This window comes from Acinetobacter sp. 802_lipA (genome assembly GCF_058242885.1).
Window position 1 is genome coordinate 2,109,390 of sequence record NZ_JBZAYP010000001.1, and the last position, 25,768, is coordinate 2,135,157.

Here is a 25,768-nt window from a genome sequence, read left to right on the forward strand (position 1 = left end):
AGCAATTTTAAGAAAACTACTTGTTGCGAGTATGGCCTGCGTACTGACATGGCGAATAAAACGCTGTAATGATGAACAAACTACTCGAGTAAGAGCCGTACTAACACGACTATCTGGGCGACAGCAAAAGCGAGGGAAAAGAGAAAGTGCACCATCAATACTTGCTGGACTTTCAATCTTATTAAACACCTTGAAGCTACTGGAAAGTTATTCGGTGGATGAGTTAAAGGAAATGGCTAAAATTGCGTTGGGGTATCCACACGAAGATGTGTAGATACCTATACCTTCAGGGCGGGGATGTAAGGCTGCAATCCGCTAGTCCCCTTGTGGGGATTAGCTAGGATTGCTAATGCGGAGTTTGCTGTTGCTGAATATATTGTTTGATAATCCCAATAGGTGTACCATCACATGATGCAGCGAAATAGCTAGGCGACCACAAAGCATTACCCCATAACTTGCTTCTAATTTCAGGGTGCTTGGTTCGTAAAATACGACTGGAAGCACCTTTTAAACTATTTACCAAGCTAGAAATAGCGACCTTTGGCGGATAATGCACAAGTAGATGGACATGATCATCTTCACCATCAAATTCTGCCAACTCGGCTTCAAAGGTAAGCGTGCGCTGAACCCCATAGCTATTTTTTAACTTGGGTTGGATTTCCAGCGGTGTGGCAGTAATTCTTCTATTTGGGTCACTTTATGGATCGGTAACCTTTTCAGCACATCACTGAGATAGGCATACGGATCCAGCCCATTCAGTTTTGCTGACTGGATCAGGGTCATGATATTGGCCGCTCGTTGACCACTACGCAGCGAACCTGCAAATAGCCAGTTCTTGCGCCCCAACGCCCAGGGACGCATCTGATTGTCGGGTAGTCAGACGCAGTTACCTACGTCCAACCCCCTAAGAACCGTGCATGCGAGTTTCCCAGCACACGGCTCAAGCCTCTGCTAAGGCGCCATTCGGCACCCGGTTATACATCGTTGACATTGGCAAACTGAACACTCCTCGGACAATACAGATGGTAAATCTCAAGATTAGCAACTGCATCCGTTCCACCATGACTTAGCTTCACAATATGACGGCTGTGCCATGGTGTATCTTTGGTGACTGGTTTAAGACAGGCGCAGCAGCGACCACCTTGTTTTAGCCACACCCGATACAGCTTGGCTCGCCCCTTTGCGGAGACCAGCATTCTTTTACCCCATCGGGATTCGAAGTACTCATCCCATGCGGGGTCATGAGGGTTAGCAGCAGCCTTGATCTTGATATGTCGCACAATTGGCGTGTCCGAGGCAGACACTAATGTGTATTGTCGCTTCCGACCATCGGCGGACTGTTCATCACATGAGAACACCCATCGACGCGCTCCTTGTACTTTGAAATACCGATCAAAGTGGCCTGTCGTGTCGCTTTGTTTGCATTGATTAATGCTCGCAGCTTGTCAAGATGAGCGCTGATGTTTGCCTTTGACGGCTTGATCAGTAGCTTGCCGTTGTACTTACGTACGTTCCAGCCAAGAAAATCGAACCCGTTCCCTATGTGCGTGATTTTGGTCTTTTCCTGAGAGAGCACGAGACCGCGCTGCGCCAGAAATTCAACCACGGCAGGACGAACTTCATTTTCGAGCCACTCTTTAGAATACCCCGTGATGATGAAATCATCCGCATACCGTACCAGTTGCAGCTTTTTGCCTGTCCATTTGGCGTTAGAGAACCTCTTCGCCAGCATCGTTTCCAGTCCGTCCAAGGTCATGTTGGCCAGCACCGGGGAGATAATACCTCCTTGCGGTGTTCCGGAAAGACTGGGAAACAGCTTGCTTTGGTAGACGTAACCGGCTTTGAGCCATTTCCGTAGAATCACCTTGTCCATTGGGAGGTTGGCGATCATCCAGTCATGGCTGATATTGTCGAAACAGCCTTGAATGTCACCCTCTAGCACCCACTCCGCACTTACTTTTCTTGACAGCACACCAAAGCACTGTGCTGCAGCATCCGCGGTTGAGCGTTGCGGTCTGAACCCATAAGAGTTCCGATCAGCGATGGTCTCCGCGATGGGTTCCAAAGCCAGCAGATGGAGCGCCTGCATGGCCCGGCATTTCATCGTGGGTATCCCGAGAGGTCTCATCTTGCCATTTTTCTTCGGAATAAGGACTCTCCGAAGCGGAAGGGGCGTGTAACCTCGCCTCTTCAACGACATCATCGCACCGGTCTTGGCCTTGGGTGTATTCCAAGTCACCTTGTCGACCCCAGCCGTGTTTTTGCCTTTGTTTTCAGACACTCGTTTGACGGCCAATGCTTTGCCACTAAACGAGTGAGTCAGCAGCCATTGCAAAGCTTTCGCCTTGTTATGCCTGCCGTCTTGTACCGCCTTCACAATACGCGCTTGCAGCCCTCTGACATGACGCTGTACAGCAATCCAATCGATGCTGTCCCACGATGTGCTGGAAGGTGCACACGCTGATACTGCTGCATTCATTTGCTCTCCCTCCATTAAAAGGGTTCTACACACTCTCTTGTGATGAGAGACCATAAGGACGTCAGCCCGCTTTCGCGTGGGGTAATGTTTCAACCTCTATCCAACCCATTACAGACTGGCATTCGCTTTTTCCTCGTTCCTTCGCCCGCATCACCATGGGCAGTTTTTGCAAACTGCTTTCCCAATGGGAGTAATACGGGATTTCCACGTTCCGCTTACTGAAGTACATCGGCTTAGGTGCCTGCTATCGACCGGGAGGCGTATGGGTCACGAATGCGTAGTCGAAAGACGCAATTCCCACCTCCATTACCGTTTTGGTTCGAGCGTATCAGCCATTTCCGCTCGTTCAACTTAACGATCGTTACGCAGATTCACATGTGTTCACCATACCGATTATCTAGCCCTTGTCCGGCTATGGCTGCCAGAAGGGTACGCCTCTCACGATTGATACCCCGCACCTTGCGGTGCCTCGTTACATTGTCGAAGGCGCTCTTTATTCAGCCTTCTAGATTCACCCGGTGACACGGGTGGTTCCCGCAGGGGGGAACAACTTCATTAAGCGACTTCGTGTCGCACTTCCACCCAATTATTGCAAATCGGTAGATTGCCATCATCCAGATAGCGGCTTAAAGCTGGCCAACGCTTCAGAGTGTAATTGATGGCCTTGGCGGTTGGAGAACTCGATGGCACCGTCAGTTGATGCTGGTTGAGCCATTCATACAGTTGTTGCATCACCGGTTGACTATGCTGTTGTCGGTATTCGCGGCGCTGTTCTGCTGTACCATCGGTCTTTTTCCTGAGTTCTGCTTCTATGGCATACAGTTTCTGAATCAGCACTAATGCCTGTTCAGCGATCTGACTTTTCCCGGTCACATGCAGTTCATGAAATTTACGACGTGCATGTGCCATGCAGCCCACCTCAATGACCTGGCCTGATTTAAAGCGTGCTTTATAACCACTGTAATCATCACAGACCAGATGGCCCTGCCAGCCATTCAGGAACTCTTCTGCATGCTGACCTGAACGGCTATCCTGAAAGTCATAGATCACCGCTTGAACTGGATTGTACTGTGTGGTGGCATAGGCCCAGACATAACCTTTCTTTGGTTTTTTCTCATTATCACCCATCCGCATAATGGTGACCGGCGTTTCATCGGCATGGATCACCCGCTGTTGCAGCACCACCTGTTTTAAGGCATTGGCCAGAGGTTCCAGTTCCACACCGCAGCGACCAATCCAGTCAGATAACGTGGATCTGGACAGATCAATGCCCGCCCGCTGATAGATCAGGCGCTGACGGTACAGCGGCAAATGATCGGCATACTTCGATACCAGCACATGGCTGAGCAGTTCAGGTGAAGCAATGCCTTTATCAATCACATAGGCGGGCATCGCTTGCTGAGTCAGGGTGTCACACTGATCACAGACCCATTTGCCACGCACATGCTGTTCCTTATAGAACTGTGCCGGTCTGAAATGCAGTTTTTCACTGATATCTTCGCCGATACGACGCAAGGTGCAGCCACAAGCACATTGGGTTGATGTTGGTTCATGCTCGATACGGATGGTGTGTAGATGATCGGGCAGCAGTCGACGTTTAGGTTTGTTGACTGTGGCTTTGTGTGTCGCTGCATCAGTTTTATCTGCATTCAGCCGTTCCAGTTCCAGATCAACAGCGGCAATATCTTCTTCGACCGCTTCATCCCACAGATGGATTTGTTTTGCGGTGAGATGTTCGTTTTTACTGCCAAATTTGTGCTGTTTAAATAGTGCGAGCTCATGCTCGTATTTTTGCGTGAGAATGGAAAGATGTTGAACTTTGGCATCCAATTGCTGGTTTGATTTTTCTAATTCTTGATTTGATTGTGTCAGAGACTGATGCTGCATTGCCAACTGCTGGGTAAATTCCAGCAGTTGTTCATGGGTCAGTTGGCTTAAATCGGGCAGCATTTTCATGACCGAAGTATGCATGAGGTCATGACGCAGAGGAAATAGAACGTTTGGAGAATAGTAGAATGGACCAGCCTAGTTTAGAGCATCGTCACCACCTGCTGTCGTCCAATGCGCTGCCAAGGTAAACCCTGGATCAGTGCCTGTAACTGTTCCGGACTGATCGCCATGCTTTCACCCTGGTGAACCTGCGCCCAGTGGAATTTTCCCTGTTCCAACCGCCGGGCACACAGCCAGATGCCCAGTCCATCATGTACCAGCACTTTCATGCGATGGCCACGTTTATTACAGAACAGGTAAGCACAATGCGGTTTAATGTAGCCAAAGACTCTCACCACCTGAGTCATGACAGTATCCATACCTGCACGCATATCCATCGGCTGGGTAGCAAGCCAGATTTCATCAATACGGATCATTGAGTCAAACCCTGGATCAGCACCAGTAATTCAGTTACTGACTCCACCGGCCAGTCGATCTCGATCATCTGACCCCTTACGGAACCTGGTTCCTCATGTAGTGGAATCCTAATATGAGCGACAACTTTCTTCTCTGGTACAGGTGGCGGAGGTGCTTCTTGTCTGACTGGAGTCGGGTGAAGAATGACGGGAAGGAAGTCGGTCTGTGGAATAGATGGGGGTGTTAATGATGGAACCATTGATCTGGACTGACGAATCCATTTATGCAACAGATTCGCATTGACCTGATGTTGCATTGCCACCTTGGCCACTGATGTGTCTGGCTGCTGACATTGCTGAATAAGTTGATGTTTAAATTCAGCCGTGAAGGTTCGACGGGGCTTTTTTAGGGTTGGTGTGCTGTCTATAACTGTCTTTAAATCCATAAATAGGTGTCCACTTAAATTTTAGTGGACACTATCGCGGTATTAATGAGTTAGAAAAAGTGGGGTTCAGCGGACGCTTACCTTCAAAGTCTAAACAAACACGCTCAAACACTTCACGCATTGTTTCAAGCATTGCTTTGGTAAAAACATCTCTACGATATTTAGCGACAAAGACTAAATGAACGTGCATATTAAAAACACAATGACGACCTGTTCTAATCTCTTGACTATTGCTCATAGACCAAATATATTTTAGTAATGAAAACACTTAAATTACGAATAAAAGACAAACATTGCAAGATGCTAGACCAACTAGCAGTAGAGGTGAACTTTGTTTGGAATTATGTCAATGATTTGTGTTTCAAGCACCTACAACGTAAACAACAATTCTTTTCAGCATACGATATTGCTCAATACACGAAAGGCACATCAAAAGAATGTAACTTACATAGCCAAACCATACAGGCAATTGCAGAAGAATTAGTTACACGAAGAAAGCAGTTTAAAAAAGCCAAGCTAAAATGGCGTGTCAGTAACAACAAATCTGCAAGACGCTCATTAGGCTGGATACCTTTTAAGAAAGTAGCCATTAAATACGCCGATGGCTATGTGCAATATGGCAAGCACCAATTCAAACTATGGGACAGCTACGGACTAAGCAAATACAACGTCAAAACAGGCTCATTTGTAGAAGACAGTCGTGGACGTTGGTATGTTTGCCTTGTGGTTGATGATATTCAACAAGTTAAAGCTATAGCTAAAGGCTCAATTGGCATAGACTTGGGTTTGAAAGATTTAGCCACTTGTTCAGATGGTGTGAAACTCGAAGCTCCTAAAATCTATCGCCAATATGAGGAAAAACTTGGCATTGCTCAAAGAGCAAAAAATAAGAAACGTGTCAAAGCGATTCACGCCAAGATTAAAAATATACGCCAAAATATGTTGCATCAATTCAGCCATAAACTGGTGAATGCACATGCAGCAATCTTTGTTGGCAATGTGAATGCTAAAGCATTAGCACAAACTAGATTAGCGAAGTCAGTGTTAGATGCCAGTTGGACAACACTAAGAACCATGCTCAAGTATAAATGCGAGAACGCAGGAGTATGGTATGGAGAAGTCAACGAAGCCTATACGACCCAAACATGTTCGTGCTGTGGCTCACGCTCTAGCAGTCCGAAAGGTAGAGCAGGTCTTGGAATAAGAGAATGGCAGTGTATGGAGTGCGGTACGCTCCATGATCGGGATATAAATTCCGCACTGAATATTCTTGCGCTCGGACATGAGCGTCTCGGAGGAGGAATCCCCGTTCTTTAGGTCTGGGAGGATGTCAACAAGAATATAACCAAGCCTTTGGACAGTATCAGTATTGGAAAAGCAAAGCTGGGCAGGAGGTCAACTTTAAACAGTCTCATGGTGGATCGGGCAAGCAAGCACGTGCCGTTGCAACGGGTCTCCAAGCAGATGTGGTGGCCTTGGCCAATGATATTGATGAAATTGTGAATACTGGACAAATTGATAAAAACTGGCAAAAAGAATTTCTAAATAATTCTGCACCTTATACTTCAACCATTGTTTTTTTAGTGCGTAAAGGTAATCCAAACAAATTAAAGACTGGAATGATTTAACCAAGCTGGGGGTGAGATCATTACCTCAAAACCAAAAACAAGCGATGCGCCGCGTTGGATCTATTTATCTGCTTGGGGGTATGCGTTAAAACAACCTGGAGGTAATGATGCTAAAGCCAAAGAATTGGTGAAAAACTGTATCAAAATGTCAAAGTTCTTGATTCAGGCGCGCGAGGTTCATTGACCACGTTTGCTGAACGGGGCATAGGTGATGTGTTGTTGTCTTGGGAAAATGAAGCTTTACTGGCAACTCAAGGCCTAGGTAAAGACAAATACGATATTGTTTATCCGTCTATTTCGTTTTTAGCGGAGCCGTCAGTTGCGATTGTAGACAAAACCGTGGACAAAAATGGCAATCGAAATTTGGCCAAGGGCTATTTAAACTATCTGTATTCGCCAAAAGGGCAGGAGTTGGCGGCGAAGCATTTCTTCCGTCCACGAAATAAACAAGTGGCGAACAAATACCTTGCGCAATTTCCAAAGCAAAAAACCTTTAATATTAATGATGTCTTTGGAGGGTGGGCCAAAGCGCAGAAAACTCACTTTGTAAATGGTGCGATCTTTGATCAAATTTATACTGAAAAATAAACGTGCTGCGGTTTAATGAGATCACGTTCGGACATAAAAGTGGATATACGCATATCCACTTTTATTATATTTTAAGCATAAAAATGTATATAATAAGAATAAGTAAAGTGTTTGCTATTATTTTAAATAAAAACAATTCATTAAGTCTTAGTGATGTAAAAATAATGTGTATTTAAAAAACAAAAGCGAATTGCGATTTATGATTTTGTTTCATATATTTAGCATAATTCTTGATATTTAATTTAATACGCTATGAAAACGCATTTGAAATCTCTCTGGGCTGCTGCCGTAGTGGCAACAGGTCTGACATTCAGTATGACATCAGCTCAAGCAGCTGACCGTACTATGCTCAATGTCTCCTATGATGCAACACGTGAATTTTAAGATGAGTTCAATAAATCCTTTGGTGCTTATTGGCAAAGTCGTACAGGGCAAACGGTTGACTTTAAACAGTCACACGGGGGTTCAGGTAAACAAGCCCGTTCGGTCGTGGATGGTCTAAAAGGGGATGTGGTGACCTTGGCCTTAGCCAATGACATTGAAGAAATTGTCAAATCAGGTCAAATTCAGCCGGGTTGGCAAAAAGAGTTCCCAAATAACTCTGCACCTTATACATCGACCATTGTGTTCATGGTACGCAAAGGCAACCCGAAAAAAATTAAGGACTGGTCTGATTTAACCAAACCGGGTGTACAAATTATTACGCCTAATCCTAAAACAGGTGGTCTACCACGTTGGGTGTATCTGTCTGCTTGGGGTTACGCACTGAAACAACCTGGTGGCAATGAGGCCAAAGCCAAAGAGTTCGTAGGTAAAATGTACCATAACGTGAAAGTCATGGACTCTGCGGCACGGGCGTCTATGACCACCTTTGCAGAACGTCGCATTGGTGATGTGTTATTGACTTGGGAAAATGAAGCCTTAGTGACACAAAAAACTTTAGGTAAAAATCAGTTCGATATTGTTTATCCATCGATCTCGATTTTAACCGAGCCTTCGGTGGCAATCGTGGATAAGACCGTGGCGAAAAATGGCAACAAGTGGTTAGCACAGGGTTATATCAACTATTTATATTCACCACTGGGTCAGGAAATGGCGGCGAAACACTTCTATCGTCCACGTAATGCTGCGGTTTTAGAAAAATATAAAGCGCAATTTCCACCGTTAAAAACCTTCACCATTGATGAAGTGTTTGGTGGTTGGGCCAATGCTCAAAAGACCCACTTTGTGAATGGGGCGACTTTCGACCAAATCTATAATAGCCGTAAATAATCCAGTTAATTATTTCAGCTGCTGCTTACAAAGCCTCCCTTGGGAGGCTTTTTTGATAATGAATGCCGTTTAAAAACGGTTTTGTCTATGAAAAGTAATATTTCCCTACAAAAAGTCGTTTGGAGCTTTGTTAAAACAAGGTAATAATGTGCAGTTACATTTTTCCTTCCGATCATATTGAGTCTTTATGTCGCATATTTCTGTATTACTTCACGAAACTGTTGATGCTTTGGTAGCAGATCGCAATACAGGGATTTTCATTGACGGGACGTTTGGTCGTGGCGGACATACGCGTTTGCTGTTGTCTAAGCTAGATGAAAATGCACGTGTCTATGGTTTTGATAAAGACCCGCAAGCACTGGAAACAGCCGCGATTTTAGAACAAGAAGATCCACGTTTTAAAATTATTCATGCCAGCTTTGCTGACCTTAAACATGAGTTAGAAGTACGCGGAATTGGCTTGGTCGATGGGGTTATGGCCGATCTGGGCGTGTCTTCACCGCAGCTTGATCAGGCGGAGCGTGGTTTTAGTTTTATGAAAGATGGACCACTGGATATGCGTATGGACAATTCAAAAGGTCCAACCGCAGCGCAGTGGTTGGTTAATATTGAGGAAGAGGCGTTAGCCAATATTATTTTTCAATATGGTGAAGAGCGTTATAGCCGTCGTATTGCCAAAGCGATTAAAGCGGCCGGATTGATTGAAACCACAGCGCAGTTGGCTGAAATTGTGAAAGTAGCGCACCCGAAATGGGAAAAAAATAAACATGCCGCAACACGAACTTTCCAAGCAATTCGTATTGCCATTAATAAAGAATTAGAAGATATTGAAGTTTTCCTACCGCAAGCGGTAGAAGTATTAAAACCGAATGGTCGCTTGGCTGTGATTAGCTTCCATTCCTTAGAAGATCGATTAATTAAACAATTTATTCAAAAAGAGTCGACACTTGAGGAAGATATGGGTTGGGGTATGCCACAACAACGACCAGATACGCGTCGTTTAAAGAAAGTATCACGTGTGAAAGCAAGTGATGCAGAGGTTAAAGCTAATCCACGTTCACGTAGTGCATGGCTTAGAGTTGCAGAGCGCTTAGCACTTAAAGGCGAATAATGAAAACTGAAGTCGTTGAAAAAATTCCAACAAAGTTAAAGTTTAAGAAGTTGATTGCCTATGTCATTTTATTGGTGCTGGTGTTTATCAGTGCCATGATGGTGGTGTTCCAAGTGTTTGAATACCGTCATGACTATCGCGAAATGAGCTCTTTTATGCGCGAGCGTGATGACTTAAATGCAGAGTGGGGCCGTTTGCTGATTGAACAGCAAACTTTTGGCGCAACTGCACAAATTGGAACGCGCGCGGTGACGCAACTGCGGATGTATTCACCACCTGCGGCGCAAACCGTAGTGATTTCTTTACCCACGACTTCAGAAGACAAAAAATAAGGCCGCTGTAACATGGTAGAAAAGCGTAAACCCACTCGTAAAAAACAGCAAGCGGTGACTGAAAAATCGGCTCTACAGGTTGAAATGTGGCGCTTTTATCTCATGTGGGCGGTGGTTTTAGCCTGCTTTATTGCTTTGGTTGGACGTGCTTTTTACGTACAAGTCATTAATACCGAATTTTTGCAAAATAAAGCCAATGCCAATATTTTAAGAACTGAAAAAATTAAGGCCATGCGCGGTGTGATTTATGACCGTCATGGTGTGCCTTTGGCGATCAGTACGCCGATTATGAAAGTGGTGATTGACCCACGTGATTATTTTGATAATAAAAAACTATTTGATGAAATTACCGCTGAATTAGCCAAAGATCCACACAATCGTAAATTGAAGCGTCAATTACCAGACAAAAATCTAAATCTGGATGAACTGGCTGATGCCGTGGGCATGGATCGTGCGGAACTGAAGCGGAAACTCAATGAACGTCCGCGTTCGCGCTACTTGGTTTTGAAAAAAGAAGTGCCACCTCAGCAAGCCGAACTGATTGCAAAACGTGAGTTCCAAGGTGTGTATACCGAAAAGAACTACAAACGTTACTATCCGCAGCCACAACCGAATGCGCAAATTATTGGTTTGACCAACAGTGAAGGTTCGGGCATTGAAGGTTTAGAAATGCAGCTGAATCAACGCTTGTCGGGTATTGATGGTGAGCAGCAAATTGTTCGAGATAAAAAGGGCAATCGTTTTAAAGATGCCGAGGTGGTTAAAGAAGTTGAGCCGGGCGAAAATATTACGCTCAGTATTGATTCGCGCCTTCAGTACATTATGTACCGTGAACTGACCGCTGCGGGTGTAGCCAATAATGCTCGTTCTGCCACAGCAATTGCGGTCGATGTGAAAACGGGTGAAATTTTAGCGATGGCGTCGTGGCCGTCGTATAACCCGAACGATAAAAACAGTTTGTCCAATAAAGACGCCATGCGTAACCGTGGTGCGGTTGACTCTTTCGAACCGGGTTCAACCATGAAGCCTTTGACCATTTCAATGGCCTTGGAAAGCGGCAAATACATGCCGAATACTGTGGTTAATACCACTCCGGGTTCGATGCGAGTCGGCAACCACACCATTCGAGATACACATAACTATGGTCCACTGACTTTGGGTGGAATTATTCAAAAATCGTCTAACGTGGGTGTGGCTAAAATTGCTTTGTCTCTCCCTTATGCAACTTTACCGACTTTTTATAAACGTCTCGGTTTTGGTCAGCGTTCAGCTGTTAAATTCCCGGGTGAAAGTGGTGGTTTAATTCTTCCACCAAGTAAATGGAATGTATCGGAAGTGGCGACCATGGCGTATGGCTATGGCTTAAATGCGACTGTGCTGCAAATGGTGGATGCTTATGCCATGTTGGCTAACAAAGGTGTGAAAATGCCTTTGAGTTTGTATAAGTTAGATGCGCCTCCCCGTGGTGAACAAATGATTGATCCAAAAATTGCGGATCAAGTTTTGTTGATGATGGAAACGGCAACCTTACCGGGTGGTACCGCGACTCGTGCAACCATTCCGGGTTACCGTGTAGGTGGTAAAACAGGAACCGCGCATAAGTTACGTGCTGACCGTAAAGGCTACTCAACCAATGAATATCGTGCACTTTTTGCCGGTGTTGCACCAGTCAGCGACCCGCGTTTAGCGATGGTGGTTGTGGTCGAAAACCCGCAAGGGACCTACTATGGTGGTACGGTGTCTGCGCCTGTATTTGCCCGTGTTATGCAAGAATCCTTACGTTTAATGAACGTGCCTTTAGATAAACCTTTAGATGCTCCTGTAATCAAGAGATAGGTGATGAATGTCCATTACATTTCAACAACTCTACACCGCTAACTTAAGCGCTGAATGGATGGCACAGCCATTTCAAGGTTTTGTTCTTGATAGTCGTAAAGTACAGGCAGGGCAAATTTTTATTGCGCTGACATCACTTTCACAACCTGAGAAAACAGAGCAGTTTGCGCAAATAGCCTTGGACAAAGGGGCTTTAGCAGTGGTGAGTGAAACTGAGCTTGCACTTGCAAACAGTATTGTGGTGCCGAATGTGCGTCACTTGATGGGAGGCTGGCAAAAGCAATTTTTGTTGGCCACTAGCCAAGTACAGCCTGCTCGTATTTTAGCGGTGACAGGAACCAATGGTAAAACCACCATTTCTCGTTTAGTCGCAGAACTGTTGATGCTACAAGGCAAATCATGTGCGGTAATGGGCACGACAGGTAATGGCATTTTGCCCAATTTAGAAGCATCGTCGCATACCACCTTGGATGCGCTGCATCTACAAAATGCACTACATAGCTATGCCAAGCAAGGTGCTGAATTTGCATCGATTGAAGCCTCTTCACATGGTTTGGAACAAGGCCGTTTAGCGGGCAGTGAAATTGAAATTGCTGCATATAGCAACTTAAGTCGCGACCATTTGGACTACCATGGCACGCTTGAGGTCTATGCCGAAGCTAAATCTCGCTTATTTCAATTTCCATCATTGAAAGTTGCAGTCATCAATCTGGATGATGAGCATGCTGGAGTCATGATTCAAGCGGCACAAAATAATCCAGCCCAACCGAAAATTTTAACTTATTCAACCACGCAGCCTGCAGACTATCTGGTAAAGAATATTCAATATAGCCTGACGGGTGCAAACTTTAGCTTGTGTACGGCACAGGCCGAATATCAGGTACAGAACCCATTATTGGGTCATTTTAATATTGAAAATTTGGTCGCCAGTTTAATTATGGTTGAACAAGCGGGTTTTGATTTAGCCGATGTGGTTGCTACAACAGCACAGCTCAAGGGTGCGCCAGGTCGTATGCAAGTGATTCGTGATGATGCGCGTTTGTTTGTGGTTGATTATGCGCATACGCCTGATGCTCTGGTGCAAGTCTTAAGTACGTTGAAGCGCCATGTGGAACAGCAACTCTGGGCAGTATTTGGCTGTGGTGGAGACCGCGACCGTGGCAAACGGCCACTCATGACCCAAGCAGCATTAAACGGAGCAGATGTGGTGTTGTTGACTTCAGATAACCCACGTACAGAAAATCCTGAGCAAATTTTTGCCGATATGAAAGCGGGGATTGATTTCTCAAACCGTGTGGTTCATGAAATCCATGATCGTCGTGAAGCGATTAAATTTGCCGTTCAACAGGCCCAAGCGGGTGATATTGTCGTGATTGCAGGCAAAGGTCATGAAAACTATCAAGAAATAGAGGGTGTTCGGCATTGGTTTGACGATGTCGTCGAAGTGCAATCCGCGATTGATACACAGCACCACACTACTGATTCTGCTTATCCTGCACACTAAGGAAGTCGTATGCATACCTCAACAACAAGCACAGTGCCTTTAGTGTCATGGACCGCCGCACAGTTGCTCGAAGCTACCCAAGGTTATTGGCTAAATGATCAAGCGCCAAATACTGAAATTAAACGCATTTTGACGGATTCACGTGATGCAGAAGCAGGAGATGCTTTCTTAGCACTCAAAGGCGAACGTTTTGATGCACATGCTTTTATTACGCAAGTTGCTGAACAAGGTTGCCAAGTGGCCATTGTGAGTCAGCCTATAGATGCAGAGGTTTGTCAGTTGGTGGTGCCCGATACACGTTTGGCATTGGGACAACTGGGGGCTTATCGCCGTGCACAAAACCCACAGCTAAAAGTGATTGCGCTGACGGGTAGTAGTGGTAAAACCACCACCAAAGAAATGTTAGGCAGTATTTTGTCACGTATAGCACCAACGTTGGTGACCCGTGGCAATCTGAATAATGACTTGGGTGTGCCAGTCATGTTATTGGAATTACATCCAGAGCATCAATATGCAGTGATGGAGTTGGGTGCAAGCCATCAAGGTGAAATTGACTATACTTCGAATTTGGTCCAGCCCTTGGTTGCAGGCATTATCAATATTGGTACAGCACACTTGGGTGAGTTTGGTGGACGCGATGGCATCTGCCGTGCTAAGTCTGAGATTTATGCGCATATTGCTCCAAATGGCACATCAATTGTTCCTGCAGCCGATGATTTTGCCGATAGCATTCGCCAAGCAGTGCAAACTGAACAGGTGCTCAGCTTTGGTGCGGGTGGTGAAATCTTTGCCACTGAGATTGAGTTACAGGCACAATCTGCAACGTTTAAGCTAAATACCCCGCAAGGCGTGCGTCAGGTGAATTTACCATTTGCTGGGGAGCATAATGTTCAAAATGCAACTGCTGCGGCAGCTTTTGCTTTAGCGATTGGTATTAGCTTGGATGATATTGTGCTTGGCCTTGAGCAAGCGGTCGGTGCAAAAGGGCGTTTGAACTTTATTCAACAAGGCCGTCATTTGTTGATTGATGATACCTACAATGCCAACCCAACCTCTATGCGTGCCGCTGCTGAAGTGCTTGCACAGCAAGAGGGGGTTCGAGTGATGGTGATGGGTGATATCGGTGAGCTAGGTAGCTCTGCTGCACAGCAGCACTATATGCTGGGGCGCGATTTGGTCTCAGTGAAAGGGCTGAACTTCGTGGTGGCTGTCGGTGAATTTGCACCTGCGGCACAAGAAGGTGCACGCAGCACCCAATATGGCAAAAAAATGCAGGCTTTTTTAACTCAAGAGCAGGCTTTGCCGTTCTTACTCAGTTTAATTGAAACACATCAACCCCAGTCTATGAGTTTCCTGTTTAAAGGTTCTCGTTATACCCATATGGAAACGTTGATGGCTGATTTGATGGAGAAACTCTAAATGTTGTTATGGTTGTTTGAACAACTGGCGGGCTACCATAGTTCGTTTCAGGTGGTTCGTTATTTAACATTGCGTTCTTTGCTCAGTGTTTTAACCGCACTGACCATTGGTCTAGTGCTCGGTCCTGTGATGATTCGCAAGTTGCAAGCACTCAAATATGGTCAAGCCGTGAGTTCATATGCTCCTGAAAATCATGCCAAAAAAATGGGCACACCAACCATGGGTGGTGTGTTGATCTTACTCTCAATTGGTATCTCCACACTGTTGTGGGCAGATTTATCCAACCCTTATGTATGGATTGTCTTGGCAGTGATGGTGATTTTTGGTGCAGTGGGTTGGGCCGATGACTGGATCAAGATTCGCTATAAAGACAATGCAGGCTTACCTGCCCGTAAAAAGTTCTTTTGGACGTCGCTTGCATCATTGGGCGCAGGTATTGCGCTATATGTAATTGCGCAACAACAGAGCAATCCTGTGCATACCGCAAATATGCTGGATCTGCTGATTCCATTTTTTAAAGATTTAAGTATTCCTTTGTCGGTGATTCCGTTGGGTATTGGTTTTATCATTTTCACCTATTTGGTAATTAATGGTGCATCAAATGCCGTGAACCTGACCGATGGTTTGGACGGTTTAGCGATTATGCCTGTAGTGCTTGTTGCAGCGGGTTTAGGTGTATTTGCATATTTGGCTGGTGATGTCCGTTTTGCCAATTATTTACATATTCCTTATGTGCGCTTTGCTTCTGAGTTGGTGGTGATTTGTGCAGCCATGATTGGCGCGGGTCTAGCCTTCCTCTGGTTTAATGCACACCCTGCACAGGTTTTTATGGGCGATGTGGGCGCATTATCATTGGGTGCAATGCTCGGTACAATTGCGGTCATGGTTCGTCAGGAAATTGTCTTTGCCATTATGGCTGGTGTGTTTTTGGTCGAAGCGATTTCAGTCTTCTTGCAAATTGGTTCCCTCAGAATGCGCAATAAACGGGTATTCCTGATGGCACCATTACACCACCATTATGAGAAAAAAGGCTGGCGTGAAACCCAAGTGGTGATTCGTTTTTGGATTATCACAATTATGCTGGTAGTTTTAGGTCTAATGACCTTAAAATTGCGTTAAGCAAAAGTATGAAAAGAGTCGGTATTTGCCGGCTTTTTTTATGCCTGAGGTAAGGTCTTGGAGAAAATAATGAATCTGCTCATGTGTCCTGTGTGTCGTGAGGCTTTAACTTTAAACGAAAGAACATGGCGCTGTGCGAATTCACATAGTTATGATGTGGCGAAACAAGGCTACGTCAATTTGCATGTCGTTCAACACAAGCACAGCAAAAATCCGGGGGATACGCGTGAGTCGGTACAAGCCCGCCGTGCCTTCTTAAGTGCAGGTCATTACGCGCCTTTACAGCAAGCAGTGATCAATAAGGTACGTGAGTTACGTATTGAAAATTTACTCGATATTGGTTGTGGTGAAGGCTATTACACCGATGCAATGCAGTCGGAGGTACTGCAATGTGTCGGTGTAGATATTGCAAAAAATGCAGTGCAAGTGGCTGCGAAAATCAATAAAAATATCACGTGGGTAGTGGGTACAGGAGCAACTTTACCCGTGTTGGATCAATCGATTGATTTATGTAGTAGTTTGTTTAGCCCGATTCCAATACAAGAGATTTTAAGGGTACTCAAACCGCAAGGATATTTGTTGGTGGTGACGCCTGCGCCTCAGCATTTATATGCCATGCGTGAGGCTTTGTTCGAAGAGGTGAAGCCGCATGAACCGAGCAAATTTGTAGAGCAGTTGAGTGATGCGTTTGATTTGGTGAGTGATGATGTTGTTGATGCTGATCTTAAGCTTAATCAGCAGGACTTAAAAAACCTGATTGCCATGACACCTTATGCCTATAAGGCGAAACAAGAGCGCCGTGAAGCTTTAGAGGCTCAAACAGCTTTTGAACTACAGGCACAGTATCAAATTTTACTGTTTCAGAAAAAAGCATAAGTATAAAAAAGCCCGCAGATGCGGGCTTTTATTATTGGACTTGATCAATCAAATGATCGAGCGCATCCGATTTAGGTTTTGGTTGTTCTTTGGGTGCTTGCATGGTGGGTGGGGTGCTGTTCTTTGGAACCAGCGTTTCCTCTTCACCCGGCAAATCATCAAAGTCATGCTCAGGAGCACGTGGAACTACCACCGGTGCAGGGCGATACAACGGCTGCGCCAAAGGTGGGGTTGGGCCTAAGTTACTCTGAGGTGTTTCTTTCTGATGGCGTTGAATCGGTGCTTTGGCTTTGGCATCGAGTTGAACCCACGCCGAAGGCGTGCCTTGTAAGGCTTTGCCCATGAAGTCCGTCCAAATTGGAAGCGCAGCCACACCGCCGTATTCGCGGCGTCCTAAAGTTGTTGGTTGGTCGAAACCAACCCACGCTACAGTGACCAATTTGCCATTAAAGCCGGCAAACCAAGCATCTTTTGCATCATTGGTGGTTCCTGTTTTACCGCCCAAGTCATCTCGTCCAATACGCAGCGCAGCACGGCCTGTACCATGTTGAATCACGTCTTTTAAAATATTCGCCATATCATAAGCAGAGCTAGATTTTAAAATACGTTGCGCTTGACGATAGTCACTGTTGATCTCAACAGGATTTGCCGATTTTTCAGCAGGGTTCAGCTCTTGGTTGGTGACTTCAATTACTTCATCATCAGGCGTGATGGTGTCAGCAGACTGAGGCTTTGATTCTTGTTGAGAGATACAACTGATACATGCATATTCAGGGTTGTTCTGATAAATGATCTTGCCATAGGCATCTTCAATACGATTAATGAAGTGCGGTTGAATACGATAACCGCCATTGGCAAAGGCTGAGTATCCAGTAGCCATTTGAATTGGTAAAACCTGAGGTGTTCCGAGTGCAATCGTGTAGTTGCGTGGAATCTGTTCATCAGTTAAGCCGAAGTCCATGAACAATTGGCGTGTACGTTCAATGCCCACGGTTTGCAGGAGTCGAACTGACACGGTGTTACGCGATAAATAGAGTGCACGACGCAGGGGAATCATGCCTAAATAGCGGCCATCGGCATTGCGTGGTGACCATTTCCCAATCGTGATTGGGCTGTCATTGACCATGCTATACGGTGTCATACCGCGCTCTAAAGCGAGTGCATAGACAAAGGGTTTAATAATTGAACCTGGTTGGCGCCAGCCTTGGGTGGTTCGGTTAAATTTAGATTGATAAAAATTATAACCACCAACCAGTGCTTCTACAGCGCCATTGTTTGGGTTAAGTGCAATCAGTTGGCCCTGAACTTTAGGCAGTTGCACCAAAGCCCATGAGGTTTTGTTGTCATTGGGGCGCAGACGTACGATGTCTTTCACTTTAACAATTTGAGATGCTCTTGATGGTGTACCGCCTACGGCATTCGCGTTGCGATAAGGACGTGTCCAAGACATGCCAGACCATGGCACGGTTACTGTTGAGCCATCTTGCATTAAGGCATCAAAACTATTTTGATTCACACGGGTGACTTCGGCAGGGAAGGTATTGGCAAAAGCACTAAAGCTACTTAAGGGTTTGTCATGGGCTTCCGCACCACGCCAACCATGACGACGGTCATAGGCTTCTAAACCATCTTGTACCGCTTGTTCGGCATAGGCTTGGCGTTCGCTGTTGATGGTGGTGTAAACCTTATAACCAGAGTCAATCGCGTGCTCGCCGAACTTTTCAATCAGTTCGCTACGGACCATTTCACCGATGTAGGGAAATCGGTTGCTTACCCCGCGGTCAGGCATATCGAGGTTAATTGGTTCTGCAATGCCTTTTTCATATTGGCTTTGGTTAATGTAGCCTAGCTGGAGCATACGACCCAAAATCCAGTTACGACGTTCTAAAGCACGTTCGGGGTTGACCACTGGATTGTATTTAGACGGCGCTTTAGGCAGACCTGCAATCATTGCCATTTGCGCAATGCTGAGTTCATCTAAGCTTTTGTTGTAGTAGATTTTAGCTGCCGCTGCGATACCGTAGGCATTTTTACCTAAGAAAATCTTATTGACATAGAGGGTTAAGATTTCCTCTTTCGTCAAATTTTGTTCAATTTTTCGGGCTAGAAAAACCTCAGTCAATTTACGTTTTAATGTACGCTCGGGACTGAGATAATAGTTTTTTGCCACTTGCATGGTGATGGTCGAGCCACCCGTTTGGACATTTGAGCCAGTAATACTTTCACTGACTGCACGTCCTAAACCTTTAAAACTGATACCACTATGCTCAAAAAAAGAAGAATCTTCCGCCGCTAAGAAGGCATGAATAAAACTTCGTGGGATCTGATCGTAATCTACGGGTACAGATAGCTTGCCACCGTATTCCGAAATGAGTTGGTTATCCGCACTATAAACTTGTAAAGGTTTTAGTAATGGCGCCTTTTTTAGAGTTGTCATTTGCGGCAAAGATGGGGCAATATAGAGATACATGCCATAAAAACCCATTGGAATTGAGACCAACATTATAATAATGATCAAAAAAAATGGATGAACACGGCCCGAACAAGATAGCTTTTTCATAACAAGTAAGTTTTAATAAGAGCTAATGGCAAACTAATTAGCGGTCAGTATATCCTGTACACATACGGAATGTTAGATGAGTTATTGTATCCGTATAAAATTATAGACGCGGACTAATTAGTGGGTTACTTTTTTTGGGGGATAAAAAAATAATAGGAATGATACTGTGCTCAGGTTATATCGTAAGCCAAGTAAGGGGTTAATAGGAGTAGGTATTAGTTCGACTTCTGTTAAGGTATTGGAACTTTCTGTTAAAAACAATCGGTATTGGGTGGAGAGCTATGCACTAGTCCCATTACCAGAAGGAAGTGTGGTCGAAAAAAATATATTGAATCCAGAAGCAGTTGGTGATGCCCTTGAGCGTGCGGTAAATTTGGCCAATGTTCAATCGACAGACGTAGCGCTGGCAGTTCCGACTTCCATGGTGATTACTAAAATCATTGAAATGGATGCCGATATGAACGATGACGAACGTGAAATTCAGATTCGTGATGATGCTGAGCAATATATTCCATTCCCATTAGATGAGGCGAGTTTGGACTTTGAAGTCCTTCCAGACCGTTTACCAATCCAAATCGTGTCAATGTACTCCTCGTTGCAACCCGCATTGAAAATGTAGAGGCACGTGCCGAAGCATTGGAGTTGGGCGGTTTAACGCCTAAGATTGCCGATGTTGAAAGTTTCGCCATTGAAAATGCATTCAAAGTCTTTTCAGATACGCTTCCAATGGGCGTAAATACCGTTGGGATTTTAGACATTGGTCATACCATGACCACCTTGTCCGTTATGAGAAATAATAAAGTCATTTATACGCGTGAGCAGGTGTTCGGGGGGGAAACAACTGACCCAGGAAATTCAAAACCGTTATGGTTTATCTTTTGCGGAAGCAGGGCGTGCCAAAAAAAGCCGTACTTTGCCTGATGATTATGATATTGAAGTCCTTGAGCCATTTCTTGAAGCTTTAGTGGAGCAAGCTGCACGCTCTATGCAGTTCTTCTTTGCGTCCTCTCAATTTAATGAGATCGACCATATTTTATTGGCAGGGGGGAATGCTAATATTCCAGGACTGGCGAAGTTATTACAACAAAAATTAGGTTATCGGGTCACCATTGCCAACCCATTTTTACAGATGGGCTTTTCTCCACAAATCGACATTAAAAAAATTGAAAATGATGCTTCATCACTCATGGTGGCATGTGGATTGGCATTGAGGAGTTTTGATTAATGGCAAAAATAAACCTACTCCCTTGGCGTGATGCGTTAAGAGAGAAACGAAAAAAAGAATTTATTGCCTATTGTGTTGGGGCTGCATTAGTTGGGGTTTTAGCTGTTGCTTTGGCGTGGTTTTTTTACAGTCAAAAACTTGAAGATCAAGAACAAGCCAATCAGTTGGTGGTGAGTACCAATCAAAACTTAGATGTCCAATTAAAGTCATTGGAAGGTTTGCAAGAACAGCGAAATGCGATTGTTGAACGGATGAAGTTGATCCAAGGCTTGCAAGGTCAACGTCCTGTGGCTGTGCGTTTGGTCGATGAAATGGTACGTGTTACACCGAGTAATATGTACATTACTAAGTTTGTGCGTACAGGTGATAAATTTACCATTGAAGGTAAAGCGGAAAGCCCGAATACAGTTGCGGAATTCTTACGTAATCTCGAAGCATCTGCGTGGTATCGCAATGCCTTTATGAATTCATTCTTGGTTGCTGAAGAGAAAAAAGATAAAGCACCAAGTTCTATCGTGCCACGTGTTGAAGAAACCTATGGCACCTTTGTGGTCACGGCAGATTTAGATGAGATTGCACAGCCAGTAGCGCCTGATGCGACTACACCTGAAGCCGCAAGCACAGTTAATAATTCAACAGCGGGGGCAGCACAATGAGTCGCGATGAATTTGAAGAATTAACATCAGAAAACCATGCTGTAGCCAAGAAAAAAATGACGGTTGATAAATTTTTTCAACAGTTTAATACCTTAGATCCAAACAATTACGGTAGTTGGCCCTTTTCAGTCAAATTGACTTGTTGGATCTTTATCATTTTAGTGATTGGGGCATTGGGTTATTTTGTCGTGATTAAGCCGAAGCTTGATGCGATTTCAAATGCACATGCACAAGAACAAAATTTACTGAATGAGTTTCGTGAAAAAGATTCAAAATTACGTAATTTGCAGCAATATCAAGTGCAATTGCAAGAAATGGAAGCCAATTTTAATCAGCAGTTAGAACAGCTGCCGAAAGAAACTGAAATTCCTGGCTTGGTTGAAGATATCAACGTGAGCGGCGTAAATTCTGGATTAAAGTTTAAAAATATTCGTTTAGAACCAGAAATTCGCCAAGAGTTCTTTATCGAACAGCCGATTTCCATTGAAGCGACGGGTGATTATCATTCTTTTGGTTCATTTGTCAGTGGAATTGCAGCTTTACCGCGTATTGTTACCTTGCATGACTTCGATATCTCAGCATCAAGTAACAATGATAAAAAGACGGATATTCCGCAAATTTCATATAGTGTAAAAGCGAAAACCTACCGTTATGTCGGGGCAACGGCTACAACGGATGTTGATGTAAAAGATACAAAAAATGATAAGAAAGCCGATGCGGGAGGTGCCAAGTAATGAAACATCAAAACCTCTTACTTAGTCTCTGCGTAGGACTATTCCTTGTCGGTTGTGATTCACGTATTGATGCGGTCAATATGCAAATGGCTGAAATTCGCAATCAGCCACCATTGCCGATTGAGCCAGCGCCAGATTTCCCACCTGTACCGACCTTTAACTATGCTGCGCACCAATTAAAGAGCCCGTTTATGCCAAGCTCTTTAGCGGCTGAACTGAAGATTATGGCTGGAAAGCGTGTCTATCTAAACCTATCGCGCCAATTACAACCCTTGGAAAGTTATGCGATTGAATCGCTTAACATGAAAGGAAGCATGCGCGGACAAAATGGACAAATTTTGGCGTTGATTCAAACACCGGATGGTGAAATTGAACGCGTGCAGCGTGGTAGTTATTTGGGGATGAATCATGGTCGTGTGATTAATATCACCGCTACACAAATTGATTTGATTGAAATTATTCTGGATGGGCGTGAGGGCTATGTCGAGCGCCCGAGAAGCCTAGTATTAATTGGGCCGGCGCCTTAAAAAAGGAAAAGGAATAAAAATGAAAAATAGTGCTAAAGATTTTATATTTGGGGATGGCAATACGATGAACCATATGTTCCGTCAGTTTTCAATGGGTGCAATTGCAATGGCGGTGATGCAGGCTGCAAGTGCGCAAGTCAGTATTACGAATATTGTGCCGATGCAAATTCCGGGACAGGGAACAGAAATTCGTGTCATGTTCAACGGTTTGCCACCACAGCCGCAAGCCTATCAGTTGGAACAGCCATCACGTTTGGTTTTGGATTTTGATAAAGCGCAGCAGAGCTTAAAACAAGGCAGTATTGCGGTGGCAACGGCTGAAGCAAGTACAGTAGATGTAACTTCAGCTGCGCAGCGTTCACGTTTAACTGTAAATTTGGCTGATGCTGGTGCATTTACTACACGTGTTGAAGGTAATACTTTTATTCTGAAAATTAACTCAGCGAACCCAGCGCTAGCAACACCTGTTGCTGCAGCGCGTTCAGAGCAAGGTATTTCAAATATTGGATTCCAACGTGGTTCAGACGGCGAAGGCCAAGTTGTCATTGATTTAAAAGGTAGCAATACCCCTGTCGATGTGAAACAACAAGGCAGTAAAATTGTGGTGCGCGTTTTGGGGAATAAAATTCCTGCCCACTTATCGCGCTGTCTCAATGTGAATGATTTCGCAACGCCTGTATCGACCACTGATGCACAAAATGATGGCAGTAACGGCCTGATCACGATCCAATCGAATGGCAGTTTTGAATATATGGCTTATCAGGCAGAAGATAAGCTCACCATTAGTTTAAAGCGTCCTGAAGATAAAAATCCAATGAAGCCTAGGTGTTTAGTCCCGGCATTTGATGGATCGGATCAATTTTAAAAAGTTCAGGTTCATCTGTCCACTGTTTGCAGATGAATTCGTAGGGAGTCAGGCCCCTGAGTGTTTTGAGTCTGCGGCCGAAGTTGTATGCAGCAATAAAATCAGCAAGGTGAATGCATAGCTGAGTGTGATCGTCGTAATGGAACCGTTTGACAGTAGCTTCTTTAATCGTTCGGTTCATCCTCTCGACCTGTCCATTGGTCCATGGATGCTTAACCTTGGTAAGACGATGTTCAATGCCACATTCAGTACAAACCCGATCAAAGATGTGCTCAGAGGCGTAGCGATCACAGGTGCGGTTCGTGAACTGGATGCCGTTATCTGTTAGCACCGTATGGATTCTATAGGGCACAGCCTTAACCAGATTGCGCATGAACTCCGCGGCTGCCATCTTACTGGCTTTAGTATGCAATTCAGTGAACGCAAACTTGGAAGTGCGATCAATGGCAACGAAGAGATAAAGCTTACCCTGTGCTGTTTGCATCTCAGCGATGTCGATATGAAAGTAACCAATGGGGTAGCTCTTGAAGCGCTTCCTGACAGGGCGATCACCTTGTACCTCAGGCAGTCGTGAAATACCATGCCGCTGTAAGCAGCGGTGTAACGACGAGCGTGTCAGATAAGGAATACTCGGCTGCAATGCATAAAAGCAATCGTCTAGCGGCAACAAAGTGCGTTTTCGAAAAGCAACAATTGCCGCCTCATCTTCAGGCGATAACACGCTTGAGCGAGGATTCTTTGGGCCGGTTGTAAGATCATCTACTGAAGTACGTTTCTTCCATTTTGCGACGGTCTTTTGATTGATGCCGTAACGCTTGGCTAGCGTTCTTAAGCTCTCTTGACTATTTTGTATTGCTCGACGCACTGCCTGTGTCGTTGTGGCGCTGCTGTGTAGAACTTGTCCCATAGTGCTTCCTTCCATTTATCTGAGAATATTGCACCATTAAAATCTGGGACTAAACACCTAAAGCACCAAGTGCTTATACGGGCAAAAAGATTTCTTTAGATTTCCAAGATATTGAAGTACGCCGTGTATTACAGCTCTTAGCTGATTTTACAGGCATTAACATGGTGGCCTCGGATACGGTACAAGGTAATATTACCTTGCGCCTTAAAGATGTACCTTGGGATCAGGCACTTGATATCATAATGAAAACCAAGAATTTGGATAAGCGACGCAATGGTAATGTGATTTGGATTGCACCTGTAGCTGAGCTGATTAAATCTGAGGAAGAAGAGGCGAAAGCCATCGCGCAAAGTATTAAGCTTTCACCTATTCAAACCGATTATATTCAATTGAGTTATGCTAAATCGGCGGATGTACTGAAGTTATTGGAGGACTCTCGTGATAGTAAAGGAGGTGAGTCGAACCGAACAGCGGGTTCAGACTCCTTAGCTTTGGAAAGTTTATTGAGTGCTCGTGGTAGTGCGGTTTCTGATTCGCGTACCAATACTTTAATTATTAATGATAGGCAGCAAAATATTGACAAGATTCGTCGCATGATTGACTTGCTGGATGTCGCAGTTAAACAGGTGATGGTCGAAGCCCGTATTGTAACGGCGTCAACAGATTTTTCTCGCGAATTGGGGATTAAGTGGAGCGCGAAGAAGCTGGGCAATAGCCCAGTATGGGGCGGAGATTTCCAGCCAAGTTTTGATTTGGGGGTGGATTTAGCAACAAACACGGCTGGTACGTTTAACTTTGGTTTACTGAAGATCTCAGATTATATGTTAAACCTTGAGTTAAGCGCACTTCAAGCGGATGGTCATGGTGAAGTGTTATCAGCACCTAAAGTACTGACTGGTGATAAACAGAAAGCCTTTATCTTGCGTGGTACAGAGATTCCTTATCAAACATGGAGTGCGACGGAAGGCTTAAAAACCGAATTCCGTGCGGCTAACTTAAAGTTAGAGGTGACTCCAAGTATCACCCCTGATGGTAAAGTTCAAATGGCGCTAAAAATTGAAAAAGATACAGTTGGTACACTAACATCAGCAGGGTATTTAATTAATACAAATGAACTTGAAACTAATGTTTTGGTTGATGATGGTGAAACAGTCGTACTTGGCGGTATTTTTGATGACATTAAGCAAAATCAATATGAGAAAGTTCCATTTTTTGGGGATTTGCCTGTAGTGGGTGCTTTATTTAAAAATAACACCAGATCTAGTGCGCAAACTGAGTTATTGATTTTTGTGACACCACGAATTGTTAATGACAGTGTTTCAAGAAATCATTAATATAT

At 44.6% G+C, this 25,768-nt stretch carries 18 protein-coding genes and 9 pseudogenes; 17 read left to right on the forward strand and 10 right to left on the reverse strand.

Translation table 11 applies throughout. The annotated features are described in order from the left end of the window. Positions 1–31 precede the first annotated feature (31 nt). Complete coding sequence (locus tag AC4CU3_RS10300; protein WP_039890574.1) at positions 32–274, forward strand: hypothetical protein; 243 nt, start codon at positions 32–34, stop codon at positions 272–274. A gap of 72 nt (positions 275–346) precedes the next feature. Here AC4CU3_RS10300 and tnpA (AC4CU3_RS10305) read toward each other — a convergent pair. The 8 genes and pseudogenes from tnpA (AC4CU3_RS10305) to AC4CU3_RS10340 form a co-directional block, all read right to left on the reverse strand. Then, positions 347–610: pseudogene (gene tnpA / locus AC4CU3_RS10305) on the reverse strand (IS200/IS605 family transposase); the annotation flags it as partial. A 32-nt stretch (positions 611–642) separates the two neighbouring features. Further along, positions 643–870, reverse strand: a pseudogene (locus AC4CU3_RS10310) (transposase domain-containing protein); the annotation flags it as partial. Between the two features lie 104 nt (positions 871–974). Next, positions 975–1,358: an HNH endonuclease gene (locus tag AC4CU3_RS10315; RefSeq protein WP_228747348.1), complete on the reverse strand. Its 384-nt coding sequence runs from the start codon at positions 1,356–1,358 to the stop codon at positions 975–977. Continuing rightward, positions 1,304–2,479: a group II intron reverse transcriptase/maturase gene (ltrA, locus tag AC4CU3_RS10320; RefSeq protein ID WP_490738194.1), complete on the reverse strand. Its 1,176-nt coding sequence runs from the start codon at positions 2,477–2,479 to the stop codon at positions 1,304–1,306. The genes AC4CU3_RS10315 and ltrA overlap by 55 nt, the downstream gene beginning before the upstream one ends. 576 nt (positions 2,480–3,055) lie before the next feature. Then, positions 3,056–4,435: pseudogene (tnpC, locus tag AC4CU3_RS10325) on the reverse strand (IS66 family transposase); the annotation flags it as partial. Positions 4,436–4,509: 74 nt separating this feature from the next. Beyond that, positions 4,510–4,845 carry an IS66 family insertion sequence element accessory protein TnpB gene (gene tnpB, locus AC4CU3_RS10330; protein WP_005401366.1) on the reverse strand — a complete coding sequence of 112 codons (336 nt, stop codon included), beginning with the start codon at positions 4,843–4,845 and terminating at the stop codon, positions 4,510–4,512. Continuing rightward, the gene (gene tnpA, locus AC4CU3_RS10335; protein WP_005401365.1) at positions 4,842–5,270 is read right to left on the reverse strand and encodes an IS66-like element accessory protein TnpA; all 429 of its coding nucleotides are present in this window, start codon (positions 5,268–5,270) and stop codon (positions 4,842–4,844) included. The genes tnpB and tnpA (AC4CU3_RS10335) overlap by 4 nt, the downstream gene beginning before the upstream one ends. A 76-nt stretch (positions 5,271–5,346) precedes the next feature. After that, positions 5,347–5,508, reverse strand: a pseudogene (locus AC4CU3_RS10340) (transposase); the annotation flags it as partial. A 20-nt stretch (positions 5,509–5,528) separates the two neighbouring features. On the opposite strand from AC4CU3_RS10340, the gene AC4CU3_RS10345 reads away from it, so the two are divergent. The 10 genes and pseudogenes from AC4CU3_RS10345 to AC4CU3_RS10390 all read left to right on the forward strand — a co-directional run bounded on the left by AC4CU3_RS10345 (position 5,529) and on the right by AC4CU3_RS10390 (position 16,955). Continuing rightward, a complete protein-coding gene (locus AC4CU3_RS10345) occupies positions 5,529–6,587 on the forward strand; it encodes an RNA-guided endonuclease InsQ/TnpB family protein (protein WP_005401363.1) in 1,059 nt (352 codons plus the stop codon). A 2-nt stretch (positions 6,588–6,589) separates the two neighbouring features. Beyond that, a pseudogene (locus AC4CU3_RS10350) lies at positions 6,590–7,486 on the forward strand (sulfate ABC transporter substrate-binding protein). Between the two features lie 252 nt (positions 7,487–7,738). After that, a pseudogene (locus AC4CU3_RS10355) lies at positions 7,739–8,758 on the forward strand (sulfate ABC transporter substrate-binding protein). Positions 8,759–8,945: 187 nt separating this feature from the next. Next, positions 8,946–9,869, forward strand: coding sequence for a 16S rRNA (cytosine(1402)-N(4))-methyltransferase RsmH (gene rsmH / locus AC4CU3_RS10360; RefSeq protein WP_004978100.1), 924 nt, complete (start codon positions 8,946–8,948; stop codon positions 9,867–9,869). Next, the gene (gene ftsL / locus AC4CU3_RS10365; protein ID WP_004691506.1) at positions 9,869–10,201 is read left to right on the forward strand and encodes a cell division protein FtsL; all 333 of its coding nucleotides are present in this window, start codon (positions 9,869–9,871) and stop codon (positions 10,199–10,201) included. Before rsmH ends, ftsL begins: the two co-directional genes overlap by 1 nt. 12 nt (positions 10,202–10,213) lie before the next feature. Beyond that, positions 10,214–12,037, forward strand: a complete 1,824-nt coding sequence (gene ftsI, locus AC4CU3_RS10370) for a penicillin-binding protein PBP3 (protein ID WP_010327652.1) — start codon at positions 10,214–10,216, stop codon at positions 12,035–12,037. A gap of 7 nt (positions 12,038–12,044) precedes the next feature. Continuing rightward, the gene (locus AC4CU3_RS10375; RefSeq protein ID WP_005401359.1) at positions 12,045–13,541 is read left to right on the forward strand and encodes a UDP-N-acetylmuramoyl-L-alanyl-D-glutamate--2,6-diaminopimelate ligase; all 1,497 of its coding nucleotides are present in this window, start codon (positions 12,045–12,047) and stop codon (positions 13,539–13,541) included. Between the two features lie 9 nt (positions 13,542–13,550). Further along, entirely contained in the window at positions 13,551–14,960 is a 1,410-nt protein-coding gene (locus tag AC4CU3_RS10380; protein WP_005401358.1) for a UDP-N-acetylmuramoyl-tripeptide--D-alanyl-D-alanine ligase, read from the forward strand. Next, a complete protein-coding gene (gene mraY, locus AC4CU3_RS10385) occupies positions 14,961–16,079 on the forward strand; it encodes a phospho-N-acetylmuramoyl-pentapeptide-transferase (RefSeq protein ID WP_004691502.1) in 1,119 nt (372 codons plus the stop codon). Positions 16,080–16,148: 69 nt separating this feature from the next. Beyond that, positions 16,149–16,955 carry a putative RNA methyltransferase gene (locus AC4CU3_RS10390; protein ID WP_039890567.1) on the forward strand — a complete coding sequence of 269 codons (807 nt, stop codon included), beginning with the start codon at positions 16,149–16,151 and terminating at the stop codon, positions 16,953–16,955. A gap of 31 nt (positions 16,956–16,986) precedes the next feature. On the opposite strand, the gene ponA is transcribed toward AC4CU3_RS10390, so the two are convergent. Then, a complete protein-coding gene (gene ponA, locus AC4CU3_RS10395; protein ID WP_005401356.1) occupies positions 16,987–19,515 on the reverse strand; it encodes a penicillin-binding protein PBP1a in 2,529 nt (842 codons plus the stop codon). A 166-nt stretch (positions 19,516–19,681) separates the two neighbouring features. Between ponA and AC4CU3_RS10400 the strand changes: the two are divergent. From AC4CU3_RS10400 to AC4CU3_RS10420, 5 genes and pseudogenes are all read left to right on the forward strand, one after another. Then, a pseudogene (locus tag AC4CU3_RS10400) lies at positions 19,682–20,740 on the forward strand (pilus assembly protein PilM). Continuing rightward, positions 20,740–21,396 carry a PilN domain-containing protein gene (locus tag AC4CU3_RS10405; RefSeq protein WP_005401354.1) on the forward strand — a complete coding sequence of 219 codons (657 nt, stop codon included), beginning with the start codon at positions 20,740–20,742 and terminating at the stop codon, positions 21,394–21,396. Before AC4CU3_RS10400 ends, AC4CU3_RS10405 begins: the two are co-directional and overlap by 1 nt. Next, entirely contained in the window at positions 21,393–22,130 is a 738-nt protein-coding gene (locus AC4CU3_RS10410; protein WP_005401353.1) for a type IV pilus inner membrane component PilO, read from the forward strand. Before AC4CU3_RS10405 ends, AC4CU3_RS10410 begins: the two co-directional genes overlap by 4 nt. Next, on the forward strand, positions 22,130–22,657 hold the full coding sequence (locus tag AC4CU3_RS10415) for a pilus assembly protein PilP (RefSeq protein WP_005401352.1): 528 nt from the start codon (positions 22,130–22,132) through the stop codon (positions 22,655–22,657). Before AC4CU3_RS10410 ends, AC4CU3_RS10415 begins: the two co-directional genes overlap by 1 nt. Before the next feature lie 64 nt (positions 22,658–22,721). Continuing rightward, positions 22,722–23,468: pseudogene (locus tag AC4CU3_RS10420) on the forward strand (AMIN domain-containing protein); the annotation flags it as partial. 10 nt (positions 23,469–23,478) lie between these two features. On the opposite strand, the gene AC4CU3_RS10425 reads toward AC4CU3_RS10420, so the two are convergent. After that, positions 23,479–24,429 (reverse strand): IS481 family transposase, encoded by a 951-nt coding sequence (locus AC4CU3_RS10425; protein ID WP_490738195.1) that lies wholly within the window; start codon positions 24,427–24,429, stop codon positions 23,479–23,481. Positions 24,430–24,485: 56 nt separating this feature from the next. Here AC4CU3_RS10425 and AC4CU3_RS10430 point away from each other — a divergent pair. After that, a pseudogene (locus AC4CU3_RS10430) lies at positions 24,486–25,763 on the forward strand (type IV pilus secretin PilQ); the annotation flags it as partial. Positions 25,764–25,768 lie beyond the last annotated feature (5 nt).

Bases quoted from the DNA above. Each gene is read 5' to 3' on its own strand.
- AC4CU3_RS10405 (WP_005401354.1), top strand. From the start codon at position 20,740: ATGGCAAAAATAAACCTACTCCCTTGGCGTGATGCGTTAAGAGAGAAA.
- AC4CU3_RS10345 (WP_005401363.1), top strand. From the start codon at position 5,529: ATGAAAACACTTAAATTACGAATAAAAGACAAACATTGCAAGATGCTA.
- AC4CU3_RS10415 (WP_005401352.1), top strand. From the start codon at position 22,130: ATGAAACATCAAAACCTCTTACTTAGTCTCTGCGTAGGACTATTCCTT.
- ftsL (WP_004691506.1), top strand. From the start codon at position 9,869: ATGAAAACTGAAGTCGTTGAAAAAATTCCAACAAAGTTAAAGTTTAAG.
- rsmH (WP_004978100.1), top strand. From the start codon at position 8,946: ATGTCGCATATTTCTGTATTACTTCACGAAACTGTTGATGCTTTGGTA.
- ftsI (WP_010327652.1), top strand. From the start codon at position 10,214: ATGGTAGAAAAGCGTAAACCCACTCGTAAAAAACAGCAAGCGGTGACT.
- AC4CU3_RS10375 (WP_005401359.1), top strand. From the start codon at position 12,045: ATGTCCATTACATTTCAACAACTCTACACCGCTAACTTAAGCGCTGAA.
- tnpB (WP_005401366.1), bottom strand. From the start codon at position 4,845: ATGATCCGTATTGATGAAATCTGGCTTGCTACCCAGCCGATGGATATG.
- ltrA (WP_490738194.1), bottom strand. From the start codon at position 2,479: ATGAATGCAGCAGTATCAGCGTGTGCACCTTCCAGCACATCGTGGGAC.
- AC4CU3_RS10300 (WP_039890574.1), top strand. From the start codon at position 32: ATGGCCTGCGTACTGACATGGCGAATAAAACGCTGTAATGATGAACAA.
- tnpA (WP_005401365.1), bottom strand. From the start codon at position 5,270: ATGGATTTAAAGACAGTTATAGACAGCACACCAACCCTAAAAAAGCCC.
- mraY (WP_004691502.1), top strand. From the start codon at position 14,961: ATGTTGTTATGGTTGTTTGAACAACTGGCGGGCTACCATAGTTCGTTT.
- ponA (WP_005401356.1), bottom strand. From the start codon at position 19,515: ATGAAAAAGCTATCTTGTTCGGGCCGTGTTCATCCATTTTTTTTGATC.
- AC4CU3_RS10410 (WP_005401353.1), top strand. From the start codon at position 21,393: ATGAGTCGCGATGAATTTGAAGAATTAACATCAGAAAACCATGCTGTA.
- AC4CU3_RS10380 (WP_005401358.1), top strand. From the start codon at position 13,551: ATGCATACCTCAACAACAAGCACAGTGCCTTTAGTGTCATGGACCGCC.
- AC4CU3_RS10390 (WP_039890567.1), top strand. From the start codon at position 16,149: ATGAATCTGCTCATGTGTCCTGTGTGTCGTGAGGCTTTAACTTTAAAC.
- AC4CU3_RS10425 (WP_490738195.1), bottom strand. From the start codon at position 24,429: ATGGGACAAGTTCTACACAGCAGCGCCACAACGACACAGGCAGTGCGT.